The 20,938-nt window shown below is 69.7% G+C and carries 20 protein-coding genes; 3 read left to right on the top strand and 17 right to left on the bottom strand.

Annotated elements, in window-relative coordinates:
* Window positions 1-43: 43 nt before the first annotated feature.
* Together MYSTI_RS21780 and MYSTI_RS21775 are read right to left on the bottom strand one after the other, a co-directional pair.
* Complete coding sequence (locus MYSTI_RS21780) at window positions 44-742, bottom strand: expansin EXLX1 family cellulose-binding protein (protein ID WP_044281089.1); 699 nt, start codon at window positions 740-742, stop codon at window positions 44-46.
* Between the two features lie 143 nt (window positions 743-885).
* Window positions 886-2,715, bottom strand: coding sequence for a vWA domain-containing protein (locus MYSTI_RS21775; RefSeq protein ID WP_015349953.1), 1,830 nt, complete (start codon window positions 2,713-2,715; stop codon window positions 886-888).
* Between the two features lie 134 nt (window positions 2,716-2,849).
* Here MYSTI_RS21775 and MYSTI_RS21770 point away from each other — a divergent pair, with 134 nt between their 5' ends.
* Window positions 2,850-3,338, top strand: coding sequence for a VOC family protein (locus tag MYSTI_RS21770; protein ID WP_015349952.1), 489 nt, complete (start codon window positions 2,850-2,852; stop codon window positions 3,336-3,338).
* Here MYSTI_RS21770 and MYSTI_RS21765 read toward each other — a convergent pair.
* On the bottom strand, window positions 3,332-4,432 hold the full coding sequence (locus tag MYSTI_RS21765) for a heparan-alpha-glucosaminide N-acetyltransferase domain-containing protein (RefSeq protein WP_015349951.1): 1,101 nt from the start codon (window positions 4,430-4,432) through the stop codon (window positions 3,332-3,334). The two genes, MYSTI_RS21770 and MYSTI_RS21765, sit on opposite strands and share 7 nt — an antisense overlap.
* Window positions 4,433-4,687: 255 nt before the next feature.
* Here MYSTI_RS21765 and MYSTI_RS21760 point away from each other — a divergent pair, with 255 nt between their 5' ends.
* The gene (locus tag MYSTI_RS21760; RefSeq protein ID WP_015349950.1) at window positions 4,688-5,731 is read left to right on the top strand and encodes a pirin family protein; all 1,044 of its coding nucleotides are present in this window, start codon (window positions 4,688-4,690) and stop codon (window positions 5,729-5,731) included.
* 183 nt (window positions 5,732-5,914) lie between these two features.
* Entirely contained in the window at window positions 5,915-7,270 is a 1,356-nt protein-coding gene (locus MYSTI_RS21755) for a DHA2 family efflux MFS transporter permease subunit (RefSeq protein WP_044900543.1), read from the top strand.
* A gap of 61 nt (window positions 7,271-7,331) precedes the next feature.
* Here the strand turns inward: MYSTI_RS21755 and MYSTI_RS21750 are convergent, their stop codons facing one another.
* The 14 genes from MYSTI_RS21750 to MYSTI_RS21685 all read right to left on the bottom strand — a co-directional run bounded on the left by MYSTI_RS21750 (window position 7,332) and on the right by MYSTI_RS21685 (window position 20,935).
* Window positions 7,332-8,522: a hypothetical protein gene (locus MYSTI_RS21750; RefSeq protein WP_015349948.1), complete on the bottom strand. Its 1,191-nt coding sequence runs from the start codon at window positions 8,520-8,522 to the stop codon at window positions 7,332-7,334.
* Window positions 8,523-8,890: 368 nt separating this feature from the next.
* On the bottom strand, window positions 8,891-9,658 hold the full coding sequence (locus MYSTI_RS21745; RefSeq protein WP_015349947.1) for a hypothetical protein: 768 nt from the start codon (window positions 9,656-9,658) through the stop codon (window positions 8,891-8,893).
* Window positions 9,659-9,670: 12 nt separating this feature from the next.
* On the bottom strand, window positions 9,671-11,371 hold the full coding sequence (locus tag MYSTI_RS21740) for a hypothetical protein (RefSeq protein WP_015349946.1): 1,701 nt from the start codon (window positions 11,369-11,371) through the stop codon (window positions 9,671-9,673).
* The gene (locus tag MYSTI_RS21735; RefSeq protein ID WP_015349945.1) at window positions 11,368-11,568 is read right to left on the bottom strand and encodes a hypothetical protein; all 201 of its coding nucleotides are present in this window, start codon (window positions 11,566-11,568) and stop codon (window positions 11,368-11,370) included. The genes MYSTI_RS21740 and MYSTI_RS21735 overlap by 4 nt, the downstream gene beginning before the upstream one ends.
* Entirely contained in the window at window positions 11,565-13,310 is a 1,746-nt protein-coding gene (locus MYSTI_RS21730) for a tail fiber domain-containing protein (protein WP_015349944.1), read from the bottom strand. Before MYSTI_RS21730 ends, MYSTI_RS21735 begins: the two co-directional genes overlap by 4 nt.
* The gene (locus MYSTI_RS21725) at window positions 13,307-14,701 is read right to left on the bottom strand and encodes a hypothetical protein (protein WP_015349943.1); all 1,395 of its coding nucleotides are present in this window, start codon (window positions 14,699-14,701) and stop codon (window positions 13,307-13,309) included. Before MYSTI_RS21725 ends, MYSTI_RS21730 begins: the two co-directional genes overlap by 4 nt.
* On the bottom strand, window positions 14,698-16,278 hold the full coding sequence (locus MYSTI_RS21720; RefSeq protein ID WP_233277921.1) for a baseplate J/gp47 family protein: 1,581 nt from the start codon (window positions 16,276-16,278) through the stop codon (window positions 14,698-14,700). Before MYSTI_RS21720 ends, MYSTI_RS21725 begins: the two co-directional genes overlap by 4 nt.
* Window positions 16,260-16,745, bottom strand: a complete 486-nt coding sequence (locus MYSTI_RS21715) for a hypothetical protein (RefSeq protein WP_015349941.1) — start codon at window positions 16,743-16,745, stop codon at window positions 16,260-16,262. Before MYSTI_RS21715 ends, MYSTI_RS21720 begins: the two co-directional genes overlap by 19 nt.
* 47 nt (window positions 16,746-16,792) lie before the next feature.
* On the bottom strand, window positions 16,793-17,203 hold the full coding sequence (locus MYSTI_RS21710) for a contractile injection system sheath initiator (RefSeq protein ID WP_015349940.1): 411 nt from the start codon (window positions 17,201-17,203) through the stop codon (window positions 16,793-16,795).
* Window positions 17,203-17,805 (bottom strand): hypothetical protein, encoded by a 603-nt coding sequence (locus MYSTI_RS21705; RefSeq protein ID WP_233277920.1) that lies wholly within the window; start codon window positions 17,803-17,805, stop codon window positions 17,203-17,205. Before MYSTI_RS21705 ends, MYSTI_RS21710 begins: the two co-directional genes overlap by 1 nt.
* A 50-nt stretch (window positions 17,806-17,855) precedes the next feature.
* Window positions 17,856-18,488 (bottom strand): phage baseplate assembly protein V, encoded by a 633-nt coding sequence (locus MYSTI_RS21700; RefSeq protein ID WP_015349938.1) that lies wholly within the window; start codon window positions 18,486-18,488, stop codon window positions 17,856-17,858.
* Window positions 18,485-19,024 (bottom strand): hypothetical protein, encoded by a 540-nt coding sequence (locus MYSTI_RS21695; protein WP_015349937.1) that lies wholly within the window; start codon window positions 19,022-19,024, stop codon window positions 18,485-18,487. Before MYSTI_RS21695 ends, MYSTI_RS21700 begins: the two co-directional genes overlap by 4 nt.
* Window positions 19,021-19,905, bottom strand: coding sequence for a hypothetical protein (locus MYSTI_RS21690; RefSeq protein WP_015349936.1), 885 nt, complete (start codon window positions 19,903-19,905; stop codon window positions 19,021-19,023). Before MYSTI_RS21690 ends, MYSTI_RS21695 begins: the two co-directional genes overlap by 4 nt.
* A gap of 1 nt (window position 19,906) precedes the next feature.
* On the bottom strand, window positions 19,907-20,935 hold the full coding sequence (locus tag MYSTI_RS21685; protein ID WP_015349935.1) for a phage late control D family tail protein: 1,029 nt from the start codon (window positions 20,933-20,935) through the stop codon (window positions 19,907-19,909).
* Window positions 20,936-20,938: the final 3 nt, after the last annotated feature.

The following is a 20,938-nucleotide window of genomic DNA, read 5'->3' as shown; positions in this document are numbered from 1 at the left end:
TCATCGGGCCGGGGCCGATGCGGGCCCCGGTCCACCGCCGTGCCTACCTGAACTGGGCGCCCCCCTGGGTGAGGCCGTTGTCGAGGACCCGCGAGAGGGTGTCCTCCACCTGCTCCCCCGTGGACGCCGTCACGCGCACGCTGAAGGGCCCTTCGCCCATGCCGCTGTCGTTGACGAAGTAGTTGTAGTCCTGGCGCGGGACGTTCTTCCACGCGCCGTCTCCTCGCCGCCACTCCAGCTTGGAGATGGGCAGGCGGTGGTTGCGCACCTGGATGGCCGTCCACCACGGATTGCTGCCGTTCTTGAAGTGGTACTGGAGGCCGCCGGCCACGTCGCAGGAGACCACCTTCCACTTGATGTCCACGCGGCCCAGGCGCATCTCGGCGATCTTCGCGAAGGCCTCGCGGCTGAGGTCCAGGTGGCCCGCCGCGCACTCCGGACACCGGTCGACGATGCGCACGCGGACGTTGCCGCTGGGGCCCTGGATGTCCACGCACTGGCCACACGCCGCGCTGTGGGCGTACTGGGGCGTGTTCATCGCGGCCACCATCATGTCGTCGGGGCTGGCGTCGTAGCTGCAATTGCCCGCGCCGGTGGCGTCGTAATAGGTCGCGATGCCTTGCTGCTCCTCCCCCAGCGGCACCCCGCCGCCGGACGGGTCTTCTCCGCATCCTCCACACGCGAGGAGGGTGGCGGCCATGGGGGCAAGCAACGAGCGGGAGACAGAGGGGAGTGGGCGCATGCGCGGCCCAGTGTACCGCAAGGCGTCCGCCATTCCTTCCCTCCCGAGGTGGGGAAAGGCCCTGCAATGAATGACAAGAAACAAGAGGTGGAAGGCACCCCCCGGGACCTTCCACCTCCCTCACTTCGGCTGCGATGACGACATCATTCCCCGCGCGCGGAGGCCCCCGACAGCGCTCGGGCCTGCGTCACCAGTTGCACGAACTCCAGGCGCTCGGCGTTCTTGGCGGCGGAACCCTCGGCCAGCTTGCGCGTGGTTGCCAGGCTCCAGTTCTGGGCGGCGGGATTGCCACGGAGGATGTCCGCGGTGGCCGCCACGGCCAGGGCGAAGCGGAAGTCGGGCGAGGCCGCGTCCAGCGACGGGGCCACCTTGGCGTAGTCGAAGGGGAAGGCCTGCTCGGAGGCCTCGGTGCCGTTGGGGGCCTTGGCGCGCACCCGCACCGTGGCGAGCTTCTCCTTCGCCCCGGGGATGAGCTCCACCTCGTACAGCGCGGTGACGTTGTGGCCCGCGCCAATCTCTCCGGCGTCCACCTTGTCGTTGCGGAAGTCCTTGTCCGCCACGTCGCGGTTCTCATAGCCGAGCAGCCGGTAGCGGCTCACCACCGCGGGGTTGAACTCCACCTGGAGCTTCACGTCCTTGGCGATGACCTCCAGCGTGCCGGTGAGCTGCGTCTCGAAGACCTTGCGGGCTTCCTTCATGCTGTCCACGTAGAAGCAGTTGCCGTTGCCCTTGTCCGCGAGCTTCTCCATCAGGTCGTCGCGGTAGTTGCCCATGCCGAAGCCCACGGTGGTGAGGGTGACACCCTCGGCCACGTACTTGCGGATGCTCTCCAGCATGGACTCCGGGCTCAGGCTGGGGCCGATGTTGGTGTCTCCATCCGTGAGCACCACGACGCGGGACACCACCTGGCCGGAGGCCTTCTTCACCGCGTGCTTGTAGGCCATCTCCATGCCGGAGCCCATCGCGGTGCCTCCGCCGGACTCGAGCGAGTCGAGCGCGTCGTGGATCTTCTTCACGTCCGAGGCGGGCGTGGGCGGCAGGACGTCTCGCGTGGAGCCCGCATAGGTGACGATGGCCACCGTGTCGTTCTCGTTGAGGTTCTTCACGGCGATCTTCACGGCCTCCTTGGCGAGCGGGAGCCGGTCGGAGGAACTCATGGAGCCACTGGTGTCCATGAGGAACACCAGGTGCGCGGCCTTGCGCTGGGAGCGCGAGACGGACTTGCCCTGCACACCCACCCGGACGAAGTGCCGCTTGGCGTCAAAGGGCGACGGCGCCGCGTCCAGGTGCACCGAGAACGCCCCCTTCTCCGGCGGGGTGTAGCGGAACTTGAAGTAGTTGACGAACTCCTCGACCCGCACGGCCGAGCCCGGGGGCAGGGTGCCCTGCATGAGGTGCCGGCGCGCCACCGTGTAGGAGGCGGTGTCCACGTCCGCGCCGAAGGTGGACAGGGGGTCCTTCGCCGTCTCGATGAAGGTGTTCGGCTTCCAGGCCTCGTGCGTGTTCCCTTCCGAGGAGGGCTCGGAGTACCGGTCATGTTCCCGCGGGCCCGTCGGGAGCCTTCGCTTCGCCATGGCTGCCATGGGCATCGAGGGCCTTGGAGTTGGCGAGTACGCAGTGGGCGGCGGCGCGGCCATCGGGGGGGCGGGCATGGCGGTGGCGGGCATGGCGGCCTCGCTCGGGCGAGCGCCGTTGAGGCGGCCCACCACTCCACCCTGGACCTTGTTGATGGCCTTGTCCGAGTCCCCATCGTCGGAGTCGCTGGAGGGCAGGACATCCTCGGAGGCTTCTTCGGGGTGCCTCACCTGTTCGGTCGAACCTTCGGTTTCCTTGTGAGCGAGGGACTGGGCCGAAGGTGCCAGCGCGGGCTCGTCCTTCGCGGACAGGGCGCTGGTGCAGGCGGGCAAGGCGCAGACGGCGAGCAGGGCGCTTCCCCACAAGGACAGGCCGCGCTTCAGGAAGGTCTGGGACATGCGTTCTCCAGGGGACGAATGAGGACGGTGGCCGCCTCGATACGCACGACCTGGGGAAACGGTCTTTTCCGATGGATTTTCTCCGGGCCCGAGTCCCTTGTCCCTCGCGGGGGCGTCTGACAGGGTGCCGGCCCATGTCGACTTCAAGACCCTTCCGAATCCTGGGCATCCAGCAGATCGCCATCGGCGGCGCCGACAAGGGCCCGCTCCGCAAGCTCTGGGTGGACCTGCTGGGCCTGACCCCTCACGGCACCTACCGCAGCGAGCGGGAGAACGTGGACGAGGACATCGTCACCGCCGGTGCGGGGCCCTTCAAGGTAGAGGTGGACCTGATGCAGCCCATCAACCCCGAGGGCAAGCCTCGGGTCCACGAGACGCCGCTCAACCACGTGGGCCTGTGGGTGGATGACCTCCCGGGCGCCGTGGCGTGGCTGGAGCAGCAGGGACTTCGCTTCGCGCCGGGTGGCATCCGCAAGGGCGCGGCGGGCTTCGACATCTGCTTCGTGCACCCCAAGGGCAACGAGCAGTTCCCCTACGGGGGCGAGGGCGTGCTCATCGAGCTGGTGCAGGCCCCGCCTGAAATCATCGCCGCGTTCGAAAAGCTCTCGGCCGGCAATCACTGAGACAGGGCGGGGCGCAGCCGCTTGCCCACGCTCCGGAGCGCCGTCTTCACGAGGTGCTCCAGCCGGTCCCACGCCAGGCACGACATCCACGTGGCGACGATGAGCGCGGCGGTGAGGACCCAGTACTGGACCCACCCGCTGCGGTCTCCCCAGAAGCGCTGGAAGGAGAAGACGCCGCCAATCCGGTAGAACAGCAGCATCTCGTGGAAGAAGTACGCGGAGAGCGACGAGGTGCCGAACACCTCGATGAACCGCCGCACCCGTGAGGGCTCCTGTCCCGTGGCCACCTTCGCCTCCAGCCACATGAGGCCCAACAGCACCGCGCACACCCACGAGAAGCGCGCCGCGGAGTTGGACGGGTTGCAGACGAAGAAGCGGTGCTGCGGATAGAGCGAGTAGAGGAAGTCCCCGGACGCCGCGGCGACGGCGCCGACCGCCACGAGGGCGAGCAGGGCCACCGTCAGCGCGCGCCGGCCCCAGGCTCCCGCCAGGGTCCCCGCGAAGAGGCCCAGCCAGGCGAAGCCGATCCACGGCAGCAGCGGGAAGGGCGCGAACGAGGACTTGTTCGTGAACATGGCCCAGGGCTCGGGGACGTGCTCTCCGAAGGGCGCCACGGCGAAGACACCCAGGGCCAGGGCCAGGCCCACGGCCGCCAGCACGCGAGGACGCGAGGCGAGCGCCGCGGCCACGGGCAGCATCAACATCAGGCACAGGCCCACGCACTGGAGGATGTCCATGCGGAGGATCCACTTGGGCTCGCTCAGCAGGGGGAACCAGGCCCAGTTGACCAGGGTGGCGACGAGGAGCACTTCACAGGTGCGGCGGAAGTTGCGGGGCACCCGCTCGCGGAGCTTTCCCGTGGCGGCGCTGCGCACCATGACGAGGGCCAGCGCGAAGCCCGCGGAGAAGATGAACGCGGGGGCGACCAGGCCGTCGACCTTGAGCAGGCGGCCCACCCAGAGGCTCTTGCGCAGCTCCGGGGTGAGCAACGCCAGTGAGTGCGTCTGCACCATGAACAACACGGCGATGCCGCGCAGCCAGTCGATGGCGCGCACGCGGTCCTGGGACACGGAAGGGAGGGCGGAGGAAGTCACGGCGGGCGCACCCTACGGCAAGTCCAGGCAGGCGGTAAGGGGAGCGAACAGGACGCGCCCCCGCCCTTGGGACATGCCAGGATGGGTGCTGGCCGTGGGTCGTGGAGTCGCGGGGCCCGGAACGGCGGCGCGAGGTGATGCGTGAGCAGTGATGAAGTGAGTCGCAGGGATGCGCTGAGGTTGCTTGCGGCGGCGGGTGCCACGTCGGCGGCGGGCTGCACGCGCAGCCCCGAGAAGCCATCGGAGGAGCAGGGGATGAGTCAGCAACAGGTGAGTGAGCAACCCGTCGTCATGGGCCTGGGCCCCCTCAAGGGAATGCCCTGGCCCACGCCCGACCCCTTCTTGTTCTGCGTGCACCACGACGACCGGTACCCCCAGGGCACCGAGAAGATGGGGCCCGCCCCCTCGCTCCTGACGGGTCGGCAGATAGGCCAGGACTTCGACGGGCGCGACGGCTGGAACATGTACCACGGGAGCGTCGTCCCGGGCTTTCCCCAGCACCCGCATCGGGGCTTCGAGACGGTGACCATCGTCCGCAAGGGCCTGTTGGACCACTCGGACTCGCTGGGCGCGGCGGCGCGCTTCGGCGGCGGGGACGTGCAGTGGCTCACCGCGGGCGGCGGCGTGCTGCACTCGGAGATGTTCCCGCTGCTCCAGCCCGACAAGCCCAACCCCGTGGAGCTGTTCCAGATCTGGCTCAACCTGCCGAGCGTGGACAAGCTCGTCACGCCGCACTTCTCCATGCTCTGGGACCGCGACATCCCCCGGCACGTGGCGAAGGACGACGCGGGGCGCACCACCGAGGTCACCATCGTCGCGGGCTCGCTGGGGGACGCCAAGGCGCCGCGTCCGCCGCCCAAGTCCTGGGCCTCGCGCGCGGACACCGACGTGGCCATCTGGACGCTGAAGCTGTCGCCCGGCGCGCGCTGGACGCTCCCCGCCGCCGCGCGGGGCAGCAACCGCTTCCTGTACTTCTTCAAGGGCTCCTCGCTGAAGGTGGGCGGGCGTGTCATCCCCGCCTCGCATGTCCTCCAGCTGAGGCCGGAGGTCGACGCGGTGCTGGAGAACGGCCCCGACGAGACGGAGCTGCTGATGCTGCAAGGCCGGCCCATCAATGAGCCGGTGGCCCAGCACGGCCCCTTCGTCATGAACACGCGCCAGGAGCTCCAGCAGGCGTTCAACGACTACCAGCGCACCCAGTTCGGCGGGTGGCCGTGGAAGAGCGATGACCCGGTCCATCCTCGCGAGGAGGGGCGCTTCGCCCGTCACGCGGACGGCCGGCTGGAGCGGCCCACCTAGCGGGCAGGCGGTGGGTCCTCCCTCCCTTGGGGACAGTCCAGGCGAGGGAGCCCCACGCACGGCATGCCGTTGGGCGTGAAAGCCGCCCGGACCCATGTGCATAGAGGAAGTGTGTCCGACTCCGCAGGCTCATCACCCCAGGGTCCACCTTCCGTGCGCGGCACGCGGCTCGCCTCCCTCGCGGTGGCGAGCGCGCTGTTCATGGAGTTCGTCGACTCCACGGCGCTGTCCACCGCGCTGCCCGCGCTCTCCGTCGCGTTCGGCACGGACCCCATCCACCTCAAGCTCGCGCTGACGTCCTACATCCTGGCGCTGGCCGTGCTGGCGCCCGCGAGTGGCTGGGTGGCGGACCGCTTCGGCCCCCGCCGCGTCTTCCTGGTGGCGATGAGCGTGTTCCTGCTGAGCTCGGTGCTCTGCGGCTTCTCGCGGACGCTGCCGCAGCTCGTCCTCTTCCGCACGATCCAGGGCCTGGGCGGCGCGCTGATGACCCCGGTGGGCCGGCTCATCGTGGTGGGCACGGCGCCTCGCGAGAAGCTGGTGTCCGCGCTGAGCTGGTTCACCATGCCCGCGCTGGTGGGGCCGCTGGTGGGGCCGCCGCTGGCCGGGCTCATCCTGGGCGTGGCGGACTGGCCCTGGATATTCTTCATCAACGTCCCCGTGGGCCTGTTGGGCATGGCCGCGGTGGCGCGCTTCGTGCCGGAACTGCCCCAGCCGCACCCGGGTCCCTTCGACTGGAAGGGCTACGCGCTCGCCGCAGTCTGCATCACGTTGCTGATGGGCACGGCGGAGACAGTGGGCGTGGGGCTGGTGCCCGCGTCGCTCCAGCTCGTCATGGCGACGGTGGCCGTCCTCACGCTGGTGTGGTTCGTGCGTCACGCCCTGCGCGCGGAGCGGCCGGTGGTGGACCTGAGGCTCTTGAAGCAGGCCACCTACCGCGCCAGCACCGTGGGCGGTGGATTGGTGCGGATGGGCCTGGGAGCCACGCCGTTCCTCCTGCCCTTGATGCTCCAGGTGGGCCTGGGGTGGGGGCCGTTCGAGGCGGGCCTGGTGACCATCGGCACCGGGCTGGGGGCCATGTCGTGCAAGCCCCTGGCGCCGTGGGTCATCCGCCGGGTGGGCTTCCGCACCACGCTCATCGGCTCCAACCTGGCCGCGGCGGTGATGACGGCGCTGCCGGCCTTGTTCCGGGACTCGACGCCCGTGCCGCTCATCGTCGCGACGCTGTTCGTGGGCGGCTTCGTGCGCTCACTGCAGTTCACCGCCATCAACGCGGTGGCGTACGCGGACATCACCCCGGAGGCGGTGAGTCGGGCGTCCACGCTGGCGGTGGTGACGCAGCAGATGGCGCTGAGCGTGGGCATCAGCTTCGGCGCGCTCATGCTGCATGTGGCGAGAGGGAGCGGAGACCTGCCGCTGACGCCGGACCGCTTCCTGCTGCCGTTCGTCGCGGTGGGCGTGGTGTCGTCGCTCGCGGGGCCGCTCTTCCATCGGCTGCCGGAGGACGCGGGCTCGCGAATCGGCGGACGCGCGGCGCGCTGAGACAAGAAACAACCTCGCCGCCCGGGGGGAGGGTGCCCGGGCAGCGAGTCCAGCGAACCGACTACAGGCCGTCCTGGTAGCAGAAGCCGTAGCCGAGGTCGGAGCCGCCACCCGCCAGCGGGTAGTTCATGTAGCCCAGCTCCTCACCGGGGCCGCACTCGCTGCGAGCGCGCGCGTAGCGGTGGCACACGCCCTTGCCCGTGCGCTTCAGGTCCACGCAGACGCCTCGCGCGCCCTCGGTGCCGCAGAACTCGGCGAAGCCCACGCTGCACTCCTGGCCAATCAGCGCCGGGTCGAACGCGAAGCCGATGGGCTCCAGCACGGACTGCTCGATGCAGAGGCCGTACACGCCGCACACCGTGCCCGTCGGGCAGCCCGGGTTCGCCGCCATGTAGTCACACGCCTTGAGGCACTGGGCGTTGTCGGAGAGCAGGTCCGTGCAGGCGAAGCCCTGCTCACAGTCCGTCGTCGCCAGGTCGTACTCGCTCGTCGCGGCCGTCACGGTGCAGGCGGCGCCCTGCGTCTTGGTGCCCTCCGAGCGCTCCAGCGTCCCGTCGCTGGCCGCGTAGTCGTCGGCGACGCAGGTGGTGTCCGGCAGGTTCGCCGTCAGCGAGCCCTGGCGAGGATCACACCCGCCGGGGCGCACCGTGTTCCACGTCGCGAAGCGGATCCACTTGCACTCGCCGCCCGGCACCACCGCGCTGCCCCAGTACGGCGCGTTCAGCGGCGGCGCGTCCACGGACTCGCGCAGCACCACGTTCACCAGCGCGCCCACCGTCTGCTGCGGCGACACCTTCAGCGCGAGCAGCAACTGGCCGGACTCCGCCACCAGGAACTTCTCCGTGGGCGCCCCGACGTCCTGGTAGCCATAGACACACTGGTCGCAGGTGTAGGTGCTGGCTCCCTCGGCGGCCAGGTCATACAGGCCCGGCGCCGTGTTCACATCCAGCCGGATGCGCGCGGTGTCCACCGCGTTCGGGTCGCCAAAGCTGTTGAACGTGCCGCGGTACATCGGCTGCTGCCCGTAGCGCACGGGCGTGAGCTGGATGCCATTGCGCAGCTCACCCATCGTGATTTCCGTACACCCCGCGGGCGGCGTCAGCAGCTTCGCCTGAGCCTCCGCCTCGCTCACCGCCTGCTGCTCCGGCGCCTGCTCCTTCGTCGTCGGAGCACAGCCCACCAGACCCGCGAGCAGCACCGCTCCCCAGCGCAAACCATTCACAGTCGAAGAACCTTGGAAACGGGACGACATGATTTCTCCCATGAGTAGAGATTGGGCACGCATGTGTGCCATCAGTCAGGAACTCCCAGGTGTCCTGGAAGTACACGTATGCGAGATGCAGATGCAATCGCGTTCCGATTCAGGACCGGAACGGCGCGAGGTGACCTTCAAGACGCAAGCAAGTCGCCCCGTGCAGCAAGGGAACGGAGCGGTGCGTTGAATGTCGCGTTGGATTTTTCGCGCGTCGCGGGAGTGTCCTGAATCCCGGCTTGATGCGGACTATGCGTGTGGGGCCATTGCTCGGGGTGTCAGGGGCAATGGCTCTCCGCGGGAAGCGCGAGCCGCAATCACATAGCGGTTTCCCACCATGGAAGAGAGGCGGCTCGCGCGGCCGGGCACTACGTGTCGCGGCGCACTTCTCGGATGATGCCCACGGGCTCGGGCGTGCCCAGGGAGATGAGCTGCTCGCATTCGCCGCGGATGAGGAAGCTCGCCTGGGCGCGGCTGAAGAAGGTGGTGCCCACGGCCTCCAGCGTGCGCGTGACCCCGAGCAGGGTGGCGGCGGGTTGGAGCAGGCGCATGCGGACGCCCGACTCCTCGGGGAAGGTGTCCTCGTCCTCCAGATTCCCCAGGTCCGAGGACGCGGCCAGCGCGGCGGCCAGCGCCCGTGACAGCAGGGGCGCGGCGTTGCCCGGCGCCTTCACCCACGCGCGGACCGTCAGCTTCAGCTCGCAGCGCCGCCGCTCCAGGAATCCCTCCGCGCGCTCGCCCCGGAGGAAGGCGACCACGGCCTCGTCGGCCGTCATGGGGGCGCGATAGAGCCGCAGCGTCGTGCCCTCCAGGGTGTAGTCATCCCCGCGGCGCAAGGGCCGTCCCGGCGGTGACTCCACCTCCGCGACCTGACCTTGGGCATTGGCCGGGAGCGTGAAGTCTCGCGTCGTCCCGTTGCCGGGCCAGCGGTGGACTTGCGCGAAGTAGGAGGGCTGCCGCTGCGCCGTGAGGTCGTCACCTTCCGGGAGCGCCAGCTTGAAGCTCGAGGCGCAGACCTCCACGAGCGCCTCCACCTCGGCGGCGGGGCCCTGTGAAGGCCCGGTCGCCACGTCCACCGTTTCGGGGACGGCGGGGCGGAGCGCATCGTGGAAGTAGGACTCGACGGCGAGGAGCATGGCGAAGGGGCCTCACGAGTGAGGGAAGAGCGCGTAGGTCTCCCGGCGGGGGATGACCACGTGGAGCTCGGACAAGGTGATGTCTCCGGCCGCGGCGGAGCGCACGAGGACTTCCAGCGGCGGAGGGCTTCCGGTGCCACCGGGCGGCGTGAGCGGGGCCAGCGCCTGGGCATCCAGGGCCACGATGCCGTCCTCGTCGGGTGTGACGTCCAGCGTCTTCGCTCCCCAGCGCAGCTGGAGCCGAGGGCGCGGCGGAGGCTCGGACGCGATGGGGCGAAGCCTCGGGCGCGAGCAGGCCCACAGCGTCTGGGGATTCACGTCCGTGCCGGGAAGCGTGCCCTCGTGAGGGAGCCACGGGCTCAGGGCCCCGGTGCGGTGCAGGGTGGCGCCGGGAGTCACCGTGCTGGCGTCGCTCACGGCGTCCATGAGGCTCCAGAGGACGTCACCCGCCGTCGTGGAGAGGACCGCCCACCACGTCCCCGCGCCGAGCGCGAGCGGCTTCTCGGGCGTGAAGGAGACCCAGCGCGCGGACCAGGGCGCGGTGCCGTCCTCCTGGAGCAGGAAGGGCAGCGGGCCGGTGGGCAGGGGCGCCTCGTCCGGCCTGCCATGCACATCGGCATGGAGCGTGAGGAGACCCTCCACCTTCCGGGTGAGCGGGCGCAGGTGGAGGTCCAGCGCGGCGAGCGGCCCCACGGTGCCCTGGGACGTGAAGGCCTGCGCGGCGGCGATGCCCGAGCCGCAGTGGTGCGCGAGCGCGGGCTGCCCTGGCGGACGCGGCAGGAGGGGCAGGCTCTCGTGGTGCAACTGGTGCCGGACCTGGAAGCGCACCTCGGACAGGGGCCGGTCCTTGGGAACGGAGACCTGCGCGGTCGCCATCCCGTCCGTGCCCACCGCGAGCGTCTGCGTGCGGGTGCCCGCGCTCCAGTGCTCGAGGATGTCGAGCGTGTCGAGCACGAGCTGCACGCGGTCGAACATGCCGAGCCCCGAGGCGCGCAGGGCAATGGCCACGGTGCCGGACGCGAGCTTCGCGGGCCAGGTCCTTTGGAGTGCGTCGGTGAGCGCGTCCTCCATCACCAATTCCTGTCGCGGGAGCATGGGCACGGAGTGGTGGAAGAAGAGCGTGCCCGCGCCATCGCCGACGAAGGCGGTGAGGTCGGGAGGCCGAGCGGGCGCGCGCAGGGTGATGCTCTGGAGCTGGGTGGCCGACAGCGTCTTGGGCGTGCCGACGGGAGGCGGCGCCGCGCTGGCCTCCACGAACTCCACCAGGAGGCGGCCCGCGAGGATGCCGGGGAGGACTTCCACGGCGTTCGTCGCCACCGTGTCGGAGGGCGTCGGGGGATACCAGGAGCCTCCCTCCGCGACGCTCAAGCGCCCCTTCTTCGCGGTCTGCACGGGGTTGGTGGTGGCGAGCTTCAGCTCCACGGAGGAGAGCGGGCGGCGGACGCCCCAGTCCAGGCTCAGCCAGGTGACGGGCTTGGCCGGGTCCAGGGTCGTCTGCCCGTCGCTGGTGGCCAGCGTGGAGGCGGGGACCAGGTTCAACATCACGTCGTCCGCTGGAGCGCGGACCTTGAGCGCCGCGCGCACCAGCGACACGCCCTCCGGGACGGCCAGGGCGACGACGAGGCCCGAGGCATCCACGGGCACCTGGGCGGACGATGGCGGTGTGGCCGTCCCCGTATAGGTCAGCGTGGCGGCGATGCGCGTCTCACTCATGGAGAGGGCGTCCCTCCGTTGGCGGCGTGGGCTTCTTTCGACGGCAGCATCTCCTGGAGCACCTCGATGGCGCCCTCGATGCGCAGCATCGTCTGCACCAGCTGCGCGCGCCGGGCGTCGAGCTCCGCGAGCATCTTCTGTCCCGCCTCGTGCTCGGACTTGAGGTCGGCGAGGCGCTTCTCGATGACGTCCTTCATGACTTCCGCTCCTGCTCCTGGAGGCGCTGCTCCAGCGCCGCGATGCGCTCGTCGTACTGCTGCTTGAGCTCCTTGAGGGCCGCGATGGCGAGCACGCTGAAGGACTCGTAGGTGAGGCCCTTGAAGGGCTCGCCGTTGTCCTTCGTCCGGGGCGAGTCCGCCACGAGCTCGGGGAAGAGCGGCTCCACCTCTTGCGCGACCAGGCCCAGCTGCGGGTGACCCGTGGCCTTCATCTCGTAGCTCACGGGGCGCAGCGCGAGCACCCGAGGGAGGACTCCCTCGAGCGACTCGATGTTCTGCTTCAGCCCCGCGTCGGACAGCTGAAGCCACTGCCCGTTGGGCATCAGGCTCTGGCCCGCGCCGTTGCTGTGCGCGAACTGGAGGATGCCCGTTCCCGTGTAGGCGATATCGACGAACCGTCCGGAGACGTGCTCCGTGAGTCGGATGCCCAGGTTGGCCTCTCGCTGGGCGATGTGCAGCGGCGTGCCGGGGCGCGAGGTCCCGATGCCGACGTTGGCGTTGACCAGCGTCATCCGGTCCGCGCCGCCCTGGTTGAGGATGATGGAGTCACCCGGCTCGTTCTCGCAGGAGATGACCAGCTTCCCGTTCTCCTCCTCACCGGGCAGGGGATTGGGTGCGCGGTAGTAGCGGATGCTCGCGGAGTCGCCGGTGCCGCCGAACGCATCCAGCGGGAACTGGATGCCATTGCCCGGGGCGTTGCCGATGGAGGGCATGATGGCGCCGCTGACGCGGAGGCTGCCGCCCTGCACATCCAGCCGGACGCCCGGCGTCGCCGTGCCGATACCGACGCTCCCGTCCGCGCCCATCCACATGGAGTGGCTGTTGTTCACCATGAAGGAGAACGCGTTGTTCGCGCGCGCGCCCACGTCCCACATGAGGCCGGTGGCGACACCGCCGCTCAAGCCGTAGCGGATGGAGGCGCGGCTGTCGGTGCTGTTCCAGACGACGTGCGGGTTGTTGATCATCAAGCCGGCCGCGCCGCCCGCGCCGATGGTGACCTGGGGTTGGCCGTTGCCCCACAACGTCGTGGTGTTCACGACGAGGCGGTCGAACCCCGCGGCCGCCGACGACAGCCGGACATCCAGCGCGCCTTGCGGGTCCGCGGTGTTGAGGCCCATGCTGCCGCCCGCCTTGAGGTGGAGGCGAGGCGTGCCGTAGCCGCTGCCGTTCTCTCCGTCACCGCCGCCCTCGGAGATCTGGAACCCCTCGGCCGTGGCGCCCAGCTCGCCCTTGAGGACCCAGCTCTTGTTGCGGCTGCGAAGCTGGACGGCGGCGCCATCGGTGCCGCCCGTGGTCTTCACCACCAGGCCGACGCCAAAGGACTGGCTCCCCGAGGAGCGGATCTCCACGGCCGCGTTGTTGTCCGCGGTGCTCTGGACCAGCATCCGCCGCGTGCCGGGAGCCGTCCCGACTCCCACGAAGCCCTTGACGAAGAGCGAGCCGCTGATTTCTCCGCCCGTGACCGACAGCTTGTTGGCCTCCGTGTCGGTCATCCACTTGGTGACGTCGATGTTCTTCACCACCAGCCCGAGCGTGGCCTCGACCTTGTTCACCTTGAGGGACGCGGTCTGCGAGATGCTGTCGCCCGTGAGTGGCTGCCCGTCATCCCCGCCGCGGTGCGTGTGAGAACGAATCTCATCCCGCGTCTTGATCTGCATGTTGTTCCAGGTGTCCGCCAGGATGGGGTCACCTGATTTCGCGGTGTAGTAGGGGTCACTCATGGCTGGAACCTCGAGGTATCGAAGCGGGTACCGTTGAAGACGCCGTCCCAGGTGAGCTTCTCCTGGGGTTCGGGGAACTGTTCGTGCAGCGCGATGTGGGAACCGAAGGAGGTCAGCTCATCGCTCGCGTGGAGCGTTTCGCCGAAGGAGGCGCTGACCTCGAGCTGGAGCGGCCTCTCCTGGAGGAGCAGTGACTCCGAAGGCATGGGGAGCGTGAGCTCGATGCGCGTGCGCACGCCGGCACACCGCCCGTACTCCAAGGCCGCCGCCAGCTCCTTCACCAGCCCTGGCAATCCAGGCACCACGCCCTCTTCGTTCGGCACCAGGAGGTGCGGCGGGATGTGGTTGGCGGGGATGCGCAGCGTGCAGGTGGCGGGGGTGATCTCCGTCCACGCGAAGCGCAGCTCCGCGCGGGGGGTGTCACGCACGGGCAGGGCCTGCGCCTCGGCGGCCTGCTGCCTTTCGATGGACCACCCGAACAAGTAGGAGCGGACCTCTGGTCGCTCGAGCGTGTCGTAGGTCCAGTGGCTTTCGCCAGGAGGCAGCTCCGGGAGGTGGAGGTCCTCCTTGAACACGGAGAAGCGCGCCTCCGGCATGTCGAAGCGCGCCATCACCCCCACGTCGTTCGGACCGGCGAAGCGGGTGGGGTGGGCCAGGATGATGGGCGTGTCCACCGGGCGGCCATCGAGGATGGGCGGACGTCCGTCGCGCAACAGCAAGGTGGAGCCCAGCGGGATGCGGCCCAGGAAGATGACGTCGAGTCCGGACTGCTCATGCCGGAGGATGGGGACGGCGATCTCCCGCTCCGTCGCCTTGAGCGAGATTTCGACGCGCGCCGTCTCCAACCCCTGGTTGGTGGTGAGCAGGCGCTGGCCCCGGCTGACGTTGCGGAAGCTGGAGCTCGCGGGCATCTCCGGGTTGTCCGCCAGCTCGATGCGGATGTCCCGGTAGGTGCCGTCCGCGCGAGGCACGGAGAAGAGGCCGACCGCGGTGTCCCCCTCCCAGACAATCCGAGGCGGCTGCTTCGCCATGTAGACGAGGGAGACGAGGCGGAGCAGCGCGGGCGCGGAGGCCAGGCCGGTGCGGTGCAGCTCCACCATGGCCGCCAGTCGCTCGCGCAGATAGGCGTCGGACTCGCCCCGGCGCGGCGACACGCCGTAGAGCAGCGCGATGCGCCCCAGCTCCGAGTCCGCCTTGTTGAGCAGCGTCGCGTCGACCGCGAAGCCTCGCGCGAGTGAGTACCAGCGCGAACGCATCAGCCGGGTGAGGCCCCCCTCCATCGTCTCCAACTCCTGGGCGAGCGAGTCGAAGAAGCGGTGAATCTTCGCGCCGGACTGAAGAACGGGCGGCAGGTACCCCACCATGCGGCGTCTGCGTTGGTCCGCGCTCATCCAACCCCCACCAGCTCGGCGCCGCCGAACTCCAGCCGCACATCGGCCTTCACCAGCAACTCGGTGACCTGGTCCGGAATGGCCAGGCCGGGCGTGCTGGGCGCGACCAGGGACACGGTGATGCCTGTCTCGCGCGTGACGTCGCAGCCCAGCAGGGCCTCGATGCGGGCCTGGGACTTCAGGGCCTGCTGCAAGGAGTCCCACGTGAGGCGCGCCTCGCGTCCCATCTGCGCCTCCTCGGAGAGCCGCGCGGCGAAGACGTCCAGCGCGCCGCGCAGCGCCTCGCGCACCTGCTCGGGCGTGCGTGCCTCGCCGCCGGTGAGCGACACGACCAGGTCCAGCCGCCACATGGGCGTGCGCAGCCGGGTGATGCGCGGAGGCAGCATCTCCAGGTCGATGCGCCCCGCCTCCAGGGGCTCCATCTTCCAGTCGCGGTTGGCGCCGTACACGCGGCTGTGCGACTCGAGCACCAGGGCCTTCGTCGTGGGCGGGGTGCCCACCAGGCCCCAGACATACGTCTCCACGCTCAGGTCGCTCACGCGGCGCACGGCCGGGTTGCCGAAGAGCACGGCCTCCAGCTTGCGCCGGATGACGGGGCTGCCCACGGGCAGCTCGCGCATGTTCTGCGCGAGCGCCTGCTGGAGGTCCCGGCGCAGCCGGTCGAACGTCACCTCGTCCATGTCATCGCGGGTGGGCTCCACCCGGAAGTCCACCTGGAAGAAGATGGTGCGCGCGTAGCGGAGCCGGACGCGGATGCCGGCGGCCTTCGTCTCGCGGATGGCGGCCTCGACGCGGGAGACGCCTTCGACATCGGACTCGAAGTCGGTGTCACCCACGAGGACGTCCACGACGCCGGGCGGCGCGTCCGCGGGCTCGCGCACGGTGACCTGCTGCACGCCTTGCTGGTGCACGGCGGCGGCGATGGACTCCAGCGTGCCCTTCTCGCCGTCGCGCAGCGCGGTGCGTGCGCGGGCGCGGAGGTTCTCATCCGTCTCGTTGTCCGAGCCCCGGCGCAGCGGCGCGGGGTTGGTGACGGCCTCGATGCCCAGGATGGGCCGAGGCATCAGCGTGAGGCGGGCGGGGTCGATGGCGGGCGGGGCCTCGCGCTCCGGCGAGTCCTCGTCCTGGACCTCCTGCACGGGGATGATGACGCGGGTGTCGCCCTTGACGAGGGTGGCGTCCTCCATCGTCTCGAAGAGCGGCAGGGGCTTGCCGTCCGCGCCGAGGCCGGTGACCTGCCGCCCCGCGGGGATGCCGATGTCATCGGGGGCGGGCGTGGCGCGGCTGAGCTCCACCTCGCCCATGAGCCGGCCGGCGCGGGCGCGCTTGAGGCCCAGGACGGCCACCACGTTGTCCAGGGAGGCACCCTCGGCGGTGTCGAGATATCCCGCGCGGTGGGAGAGCTCCATCATGGCGTAGAACGTCGCCATCTCGCGTGCGTAGGCTTCCGCCAGGGTGCGGGCCATGCCACCTGCGTTGGGGTCCATGCCTGGACCCAGGTTCCCCAGCAGCCTCTCGACGATGGCGCTGAAGGTGTTCTTGTCGGGAGGGTAGAGGCTCAAAAGGAGATCTCCCACGTCATCTTCATTTCCATGTTGGGCCCGCGGTTGACCTCCTCGAAGCGGACCCGGTTGAAGAGGATGGGCGTGGCGGCCCCCTGGAGAATCTGGATGCCGGCCTCGGTGAGGGGCTGCACCGTGGACTGCCCGAGCGGGGGCAGGGTGGCCGTCACGGTGGCGCGCACCAGGCTGGAGTTGTCGCTCAGGGTGATGACCTCCACCTTGGGCGCGGGGTCGATGGCTTCATCCACCTTGGTGCCCAGCTGGATGTCCGCGGGGATGGGCGTGTTGATGCCGGTGCCCACGACGATGGACCAGCGCGTGGGCAGCGCGTTGACGCGGCCCATGAGCAGCTCGGCCACCAATTGCTTGCCGGCGATGGTGATGAGGTTGGGGACCCGGCGGCGTTCCATCAGCGAGCCGTCCAGGTTCCGCAGCTCGAGGGTCAGCACTCCGTTCATGCCCTGCGTTTCCTTGCCGTTCATCACGCTCTCCCCAAGTCGTTTCCGTACCCGTTGTCACGCCGACCCGCTCACCCCAGGTCGAGCGCCAATCCCAATTCCACCGCATCGCCGGTGATGGCCTTGATGCGCGCCCGCACGTCCACCGCGCCCGGCACGTCCGCGCGGGCCGTGACGCTCAGCTCGAGCACCTCGTCCACGCGCGGGTCTTCCTTGATGGCCTGGCGCACGTAGCGGCGCAGCAGGTCCAGGTTGGCGCGGTCCATCGGCTCGCCGATGAGGTCCGCCACGCGGCTGCCATAGCGCTGGTGGCCCAGCTGGTTCAGGTGTCCGCGATAGACGATGAGCCGCATCGTCAGCGCCTGCACCAGGTTGTCCTTGCCGCTCACGGTGGACGCGCCGCCGTGGTCGGACCAGTCCAGGTCCGCGCCTCCTGACTCGGAGAAGGCCAGCCGCAAGTCGGTCTTGAGCTCGTTGGCCATCAGAGCAATCTCCCCGGGCCCGCGGTGGCCCCGGGCGAGCTGGGAATGCCCGGGGAGACCTTGAGGCGCGTCATCATCTGCGTGAGCGCGTTGGACAGCGTCTCGGCCATGGCGCCCGCGAGGTCGGGTGCGTTCTCGCCCCGGATGCCACCGGCCTGGAGGAAGCCCAGCGCGATGGGCTGGAGCAAGGGCTTGGCGGGCGCGGCACCCATGAGGCTGCCGGGCGCCGTCGTGGTGAAGCCCGCGATGGCCATGCCCGGAGCCACCTGCACCATCGTGGTGAAGAGGATCAGGGCCTGCTCCACCGTCTGGGCAATGGCCTTGGCCAGCGCGTCCCGCTGCTCGCCGTTGATCTTGTTCGACGCCAGCAGGCCCTTGGCGATGGGCTCTATCTGCGAAGCGCCGGGCCCGCCCGCGGGCGGAGGCAACATCATGCCCGGGCCCACGGTGCTTCCCGAGCCCGGAGGCGGCGGCGCGGCGGCGGGGATGCCCGGGGACACCATGGCCATGTTCACGAAGAGCATGAAGGCCTGGCCGCACGTGTCGCCCAGCGCGGTGGCCAGGTCCGGGGCGTTCTCTCCCCGGAGGCTCGCGGACTGCATGGCGCTCTTGGCGAGGCCGCCTATCTCGGATCCACTGGGCGCGGGCATGGTTACTTGGCCTTCACGTCCTTGGAGCCCTTGAGCGGAGCGCCGGTGAAGTAGCACTTGTGGCTCTGCTCGGTGATGACGCCGCTGCCGCTCTTGCCCAGGTCGATCTTCCCCGACGCGTCCACCGTGCAGTCGGTGCACTTGAGCTCCACGTTGCCTTCGACCTCCAGCTTCAGGTCCGTCTTGCCCTTGATGGTGATGACGTCGTCCTGCTTCACCGTCACCACCGTCTCACCCGCGGTGATGATCACCGACTGCTCCTGGTCGATGGCGATGGAGGTCTTCCCACCGGGAGGAGAGACGACGCGCCACTCGTCCGCCTCGTGGATGGGAGGGTTGAGCTTGTCGGAGTAGAGGCGGCCGGTGATGACGGGGCGGTTGGGGTCGCCGTTGATGTACGTGATGACGACCAGGTCGCCCGCGTGCGGCGCGCTCACCATGCCGATGTGCGGCGTGGCGATGGGGACGCGGCGCAGCTCGAGGTCGCTCTCGCGCAGCTTCACGTTGCATTCGTGGTTGTGCTCATCGCCATCCGCGTGCGGGAAGGCGCTCGTCACGACGCCGATGTCGCCCAGCTTCAGCGACGCGAGCTCGTCCCGGATGATGGCGCGGAGGAGGGTGACCAGGTCGCTCATGCCGGGGTCCCCGCGGTCAGCGACAGGCTTGAGCCACCGGTGAGGGACGCGCCCGAGACCAGCGCTTCACCGAGCTTCTTGAGCGTCTCCTTCACCTGGACCACGGACTCGCGAAGGGACTCGAGGGACTGCTGGGGCAGGTAGCCCTGGAGGATGGCGACGGCGCCCGCGCGAATCTTCTCGAGGACGACGGACGCGGCATGGGCCGCGCCGGCCAGCGGGGCGAGCGGCTCCAGGCCCATCTCCCGCATCTCGTCCTCGGACTTGTCGCCAATGGCCTTCAGTCCATCGAGCGCGGGGTCCAGGCTCTCCAGCAGCGAGGGGATGGCCGCGACCTGCTCCAGCTTGGCAATCCAGCTGATGATGAGGTCCAGGGCCTTGCCCAGCGCGTCGATGCCCACCTTCACGGGCGCGCCGATGCCGAACTGGCGCACCAGGGTGACGATGGCATTCACCGTGTCGGTCTTGAGCAGGTTGTCGACGGCGACGACGAGTCGGGTGATGCCGTCGACGATGTCGGCGGTCGTGGTGCTCACGGAAGTTTCTCCAGGTCCTTGAAGGGGCCGAGCGGGTCGAAGTTGCCGATGGCGCTGCCCAAGGCTCCGGCCTCCTTGCCCACGGCTTGAAGCTTGGCGAGGAAGTCGCTGGCGCCCGCGATGCCCTTGACGACAGCGAGCGCCGCGCCCAGGTCCAGGCCGGTCATCTCTTCCAGGATCTTGATGCCTTCGGTGGCGAGCTTCTCGATGAACTCGCCGATGCTGCCCGCCTGGGAGAGCGACTGCACGAGGCCGATGATGGCGCCGGGGTTCACCTTGCCGAGCGCACCCATGAGGCTTCCGAAGTTCTTGCCCGACAGCGAGCCCTTGGCGCTGTTGACCACCGAGCCCAGCTCGCCTCCGGTGAGGTGGCCCAGGAGGTCCGGGTTCGCGTCGACGGCGTCCATCAGGGTCTCGGGGTTCTGGAGCACGCCCGCGGCGTCCGTGCTGCTCTTCGCCCAGTCCTGTGCGTCGCTGGCCACCGCGTCGTTGACCGCGCTGACCCCCGCGTCCTGGCTGGCGGGCGGCTCGACGTACTCCTTGACGCGCAGGAAGAAGCTGAAGCGGTTCTGGTGGCCGGCGAGCTGGCGCACCTGGAAGTCCGCGATGAGGACGTCGGTGAGGTCCGCGCCGGCGATGGCGTCCGAAGCGAACGCCATGGGCGTCGCCTTCGCCTGGGCCTGTCGCAGCTCCTCCAGCGCGGCTTGAGGGTCGTCGCCGAGGAGGAGTCCCTCCATGACGACGGTGACGGGCTCTCGGCCCAGGTCCTGGAAGACGCTGCCGGCCTGACCGGGCACACGCTGCTGCACGAGGTTGCGCGCGTCCTCGGTGTAGATTTGCGTGAGCCCGACGAGCTCGATTTTTCCGATGCGGACGGGCATGTCAGAGTTCCATCCGGGTGGTGAAGCCCGTGCGGGCGTTGAGGGTGTGGCGCACCGTGCGGACGCGGAGGACCACTCCGGACAGGAGTGATTCCACGGGGTGCCCCTCGGGGATGTCGTTCACTTGGATGAGGTCGCCAGGCTTCACGGCGGGAGCTCCGAGCACCTCGATGAAGCCATGCAGGGTGCGGGAGGCCAGGGCGGTGGTTCGCGCCTTGGCCTGGGTGGAGGCGTCATCGCCGGAGCGCACCGAGCCGTCCTTCACCTCGCGCGACTGCTTTCCGGTGGAGCCCGCGCGCACCTTGCCGTTGGAGCCGAGCGCGGCCTTGCCGTGAATGGGCGCGAGGTCGTCGACGAGCCAGTGCGCCTTCTTCTCGCCCTGGGAGCTGGCGGCGCCTTCGCCCCAGACCTCGAAGCCGTCGACGGCGGGCAGGGCTTGGCTGAGCTGGGTGCGGAGGACTTGCGAGCGGTAGACGAACGTGTGGTCCGCGCTGCCTTGCTTCGGCGCGGCGAAGTGGACCTTGCCCTGGCCATCGGTGAAGACGTCGAAGCCCGCCTGCGCCGCGAGTTGGTGGATGTGGCGCAGCGCCCGAGGTCCCCGGTGGAGGACATAGCTGGGGAACGTGGGGCCATCCTCGATGGTGCCCGGCGTGGCGCCCGCCTTGTTGAGGAGCTCTTTCACGATGGCGCCCGCGGTCATCTGCTCGAAGGCGCCGGAGACATCGAGGCGCGCGAGCTTCGCGAGGGCATCACCGCCCAGGACGAGGGAGGTGTCGGGAGCGCCTCGGGACTCGAGGACCAGGCCGGTGAAGACGGTGACAGCGCCGTCGCCGCCGTCCAGGGAGATGGTGGTGGCTTCGCCGGGAGGAGGGAGCGGGGAGTCGGAGGGAACGAGCTCCACCGAGCATCGGCCGCCCGCGCCGTCCATGGTGAGCTCGCTCGTGATGGAGCGGACGAAGGCCTGCCCCTGGCGGGAGGAGTTCGAGGCTCGCAGCGAGCCGATGGTCACGGAGTATCCGATGCCGGCCATGGC

It is taken from the genome of Myxococcus stipitatus DSM 14675, assembly GCF_000331735.1.
Lineage (GTDB): Bacteria > Myxococcota > Myxococcia > Myxococcales > Myxococcaceae > Myxococcus > Myxococcus stipitatus.
Note: the sequence above shows the minus strand (reverse complement) of the source record. Positions and strands in the feature narration are given on the sequence as shown.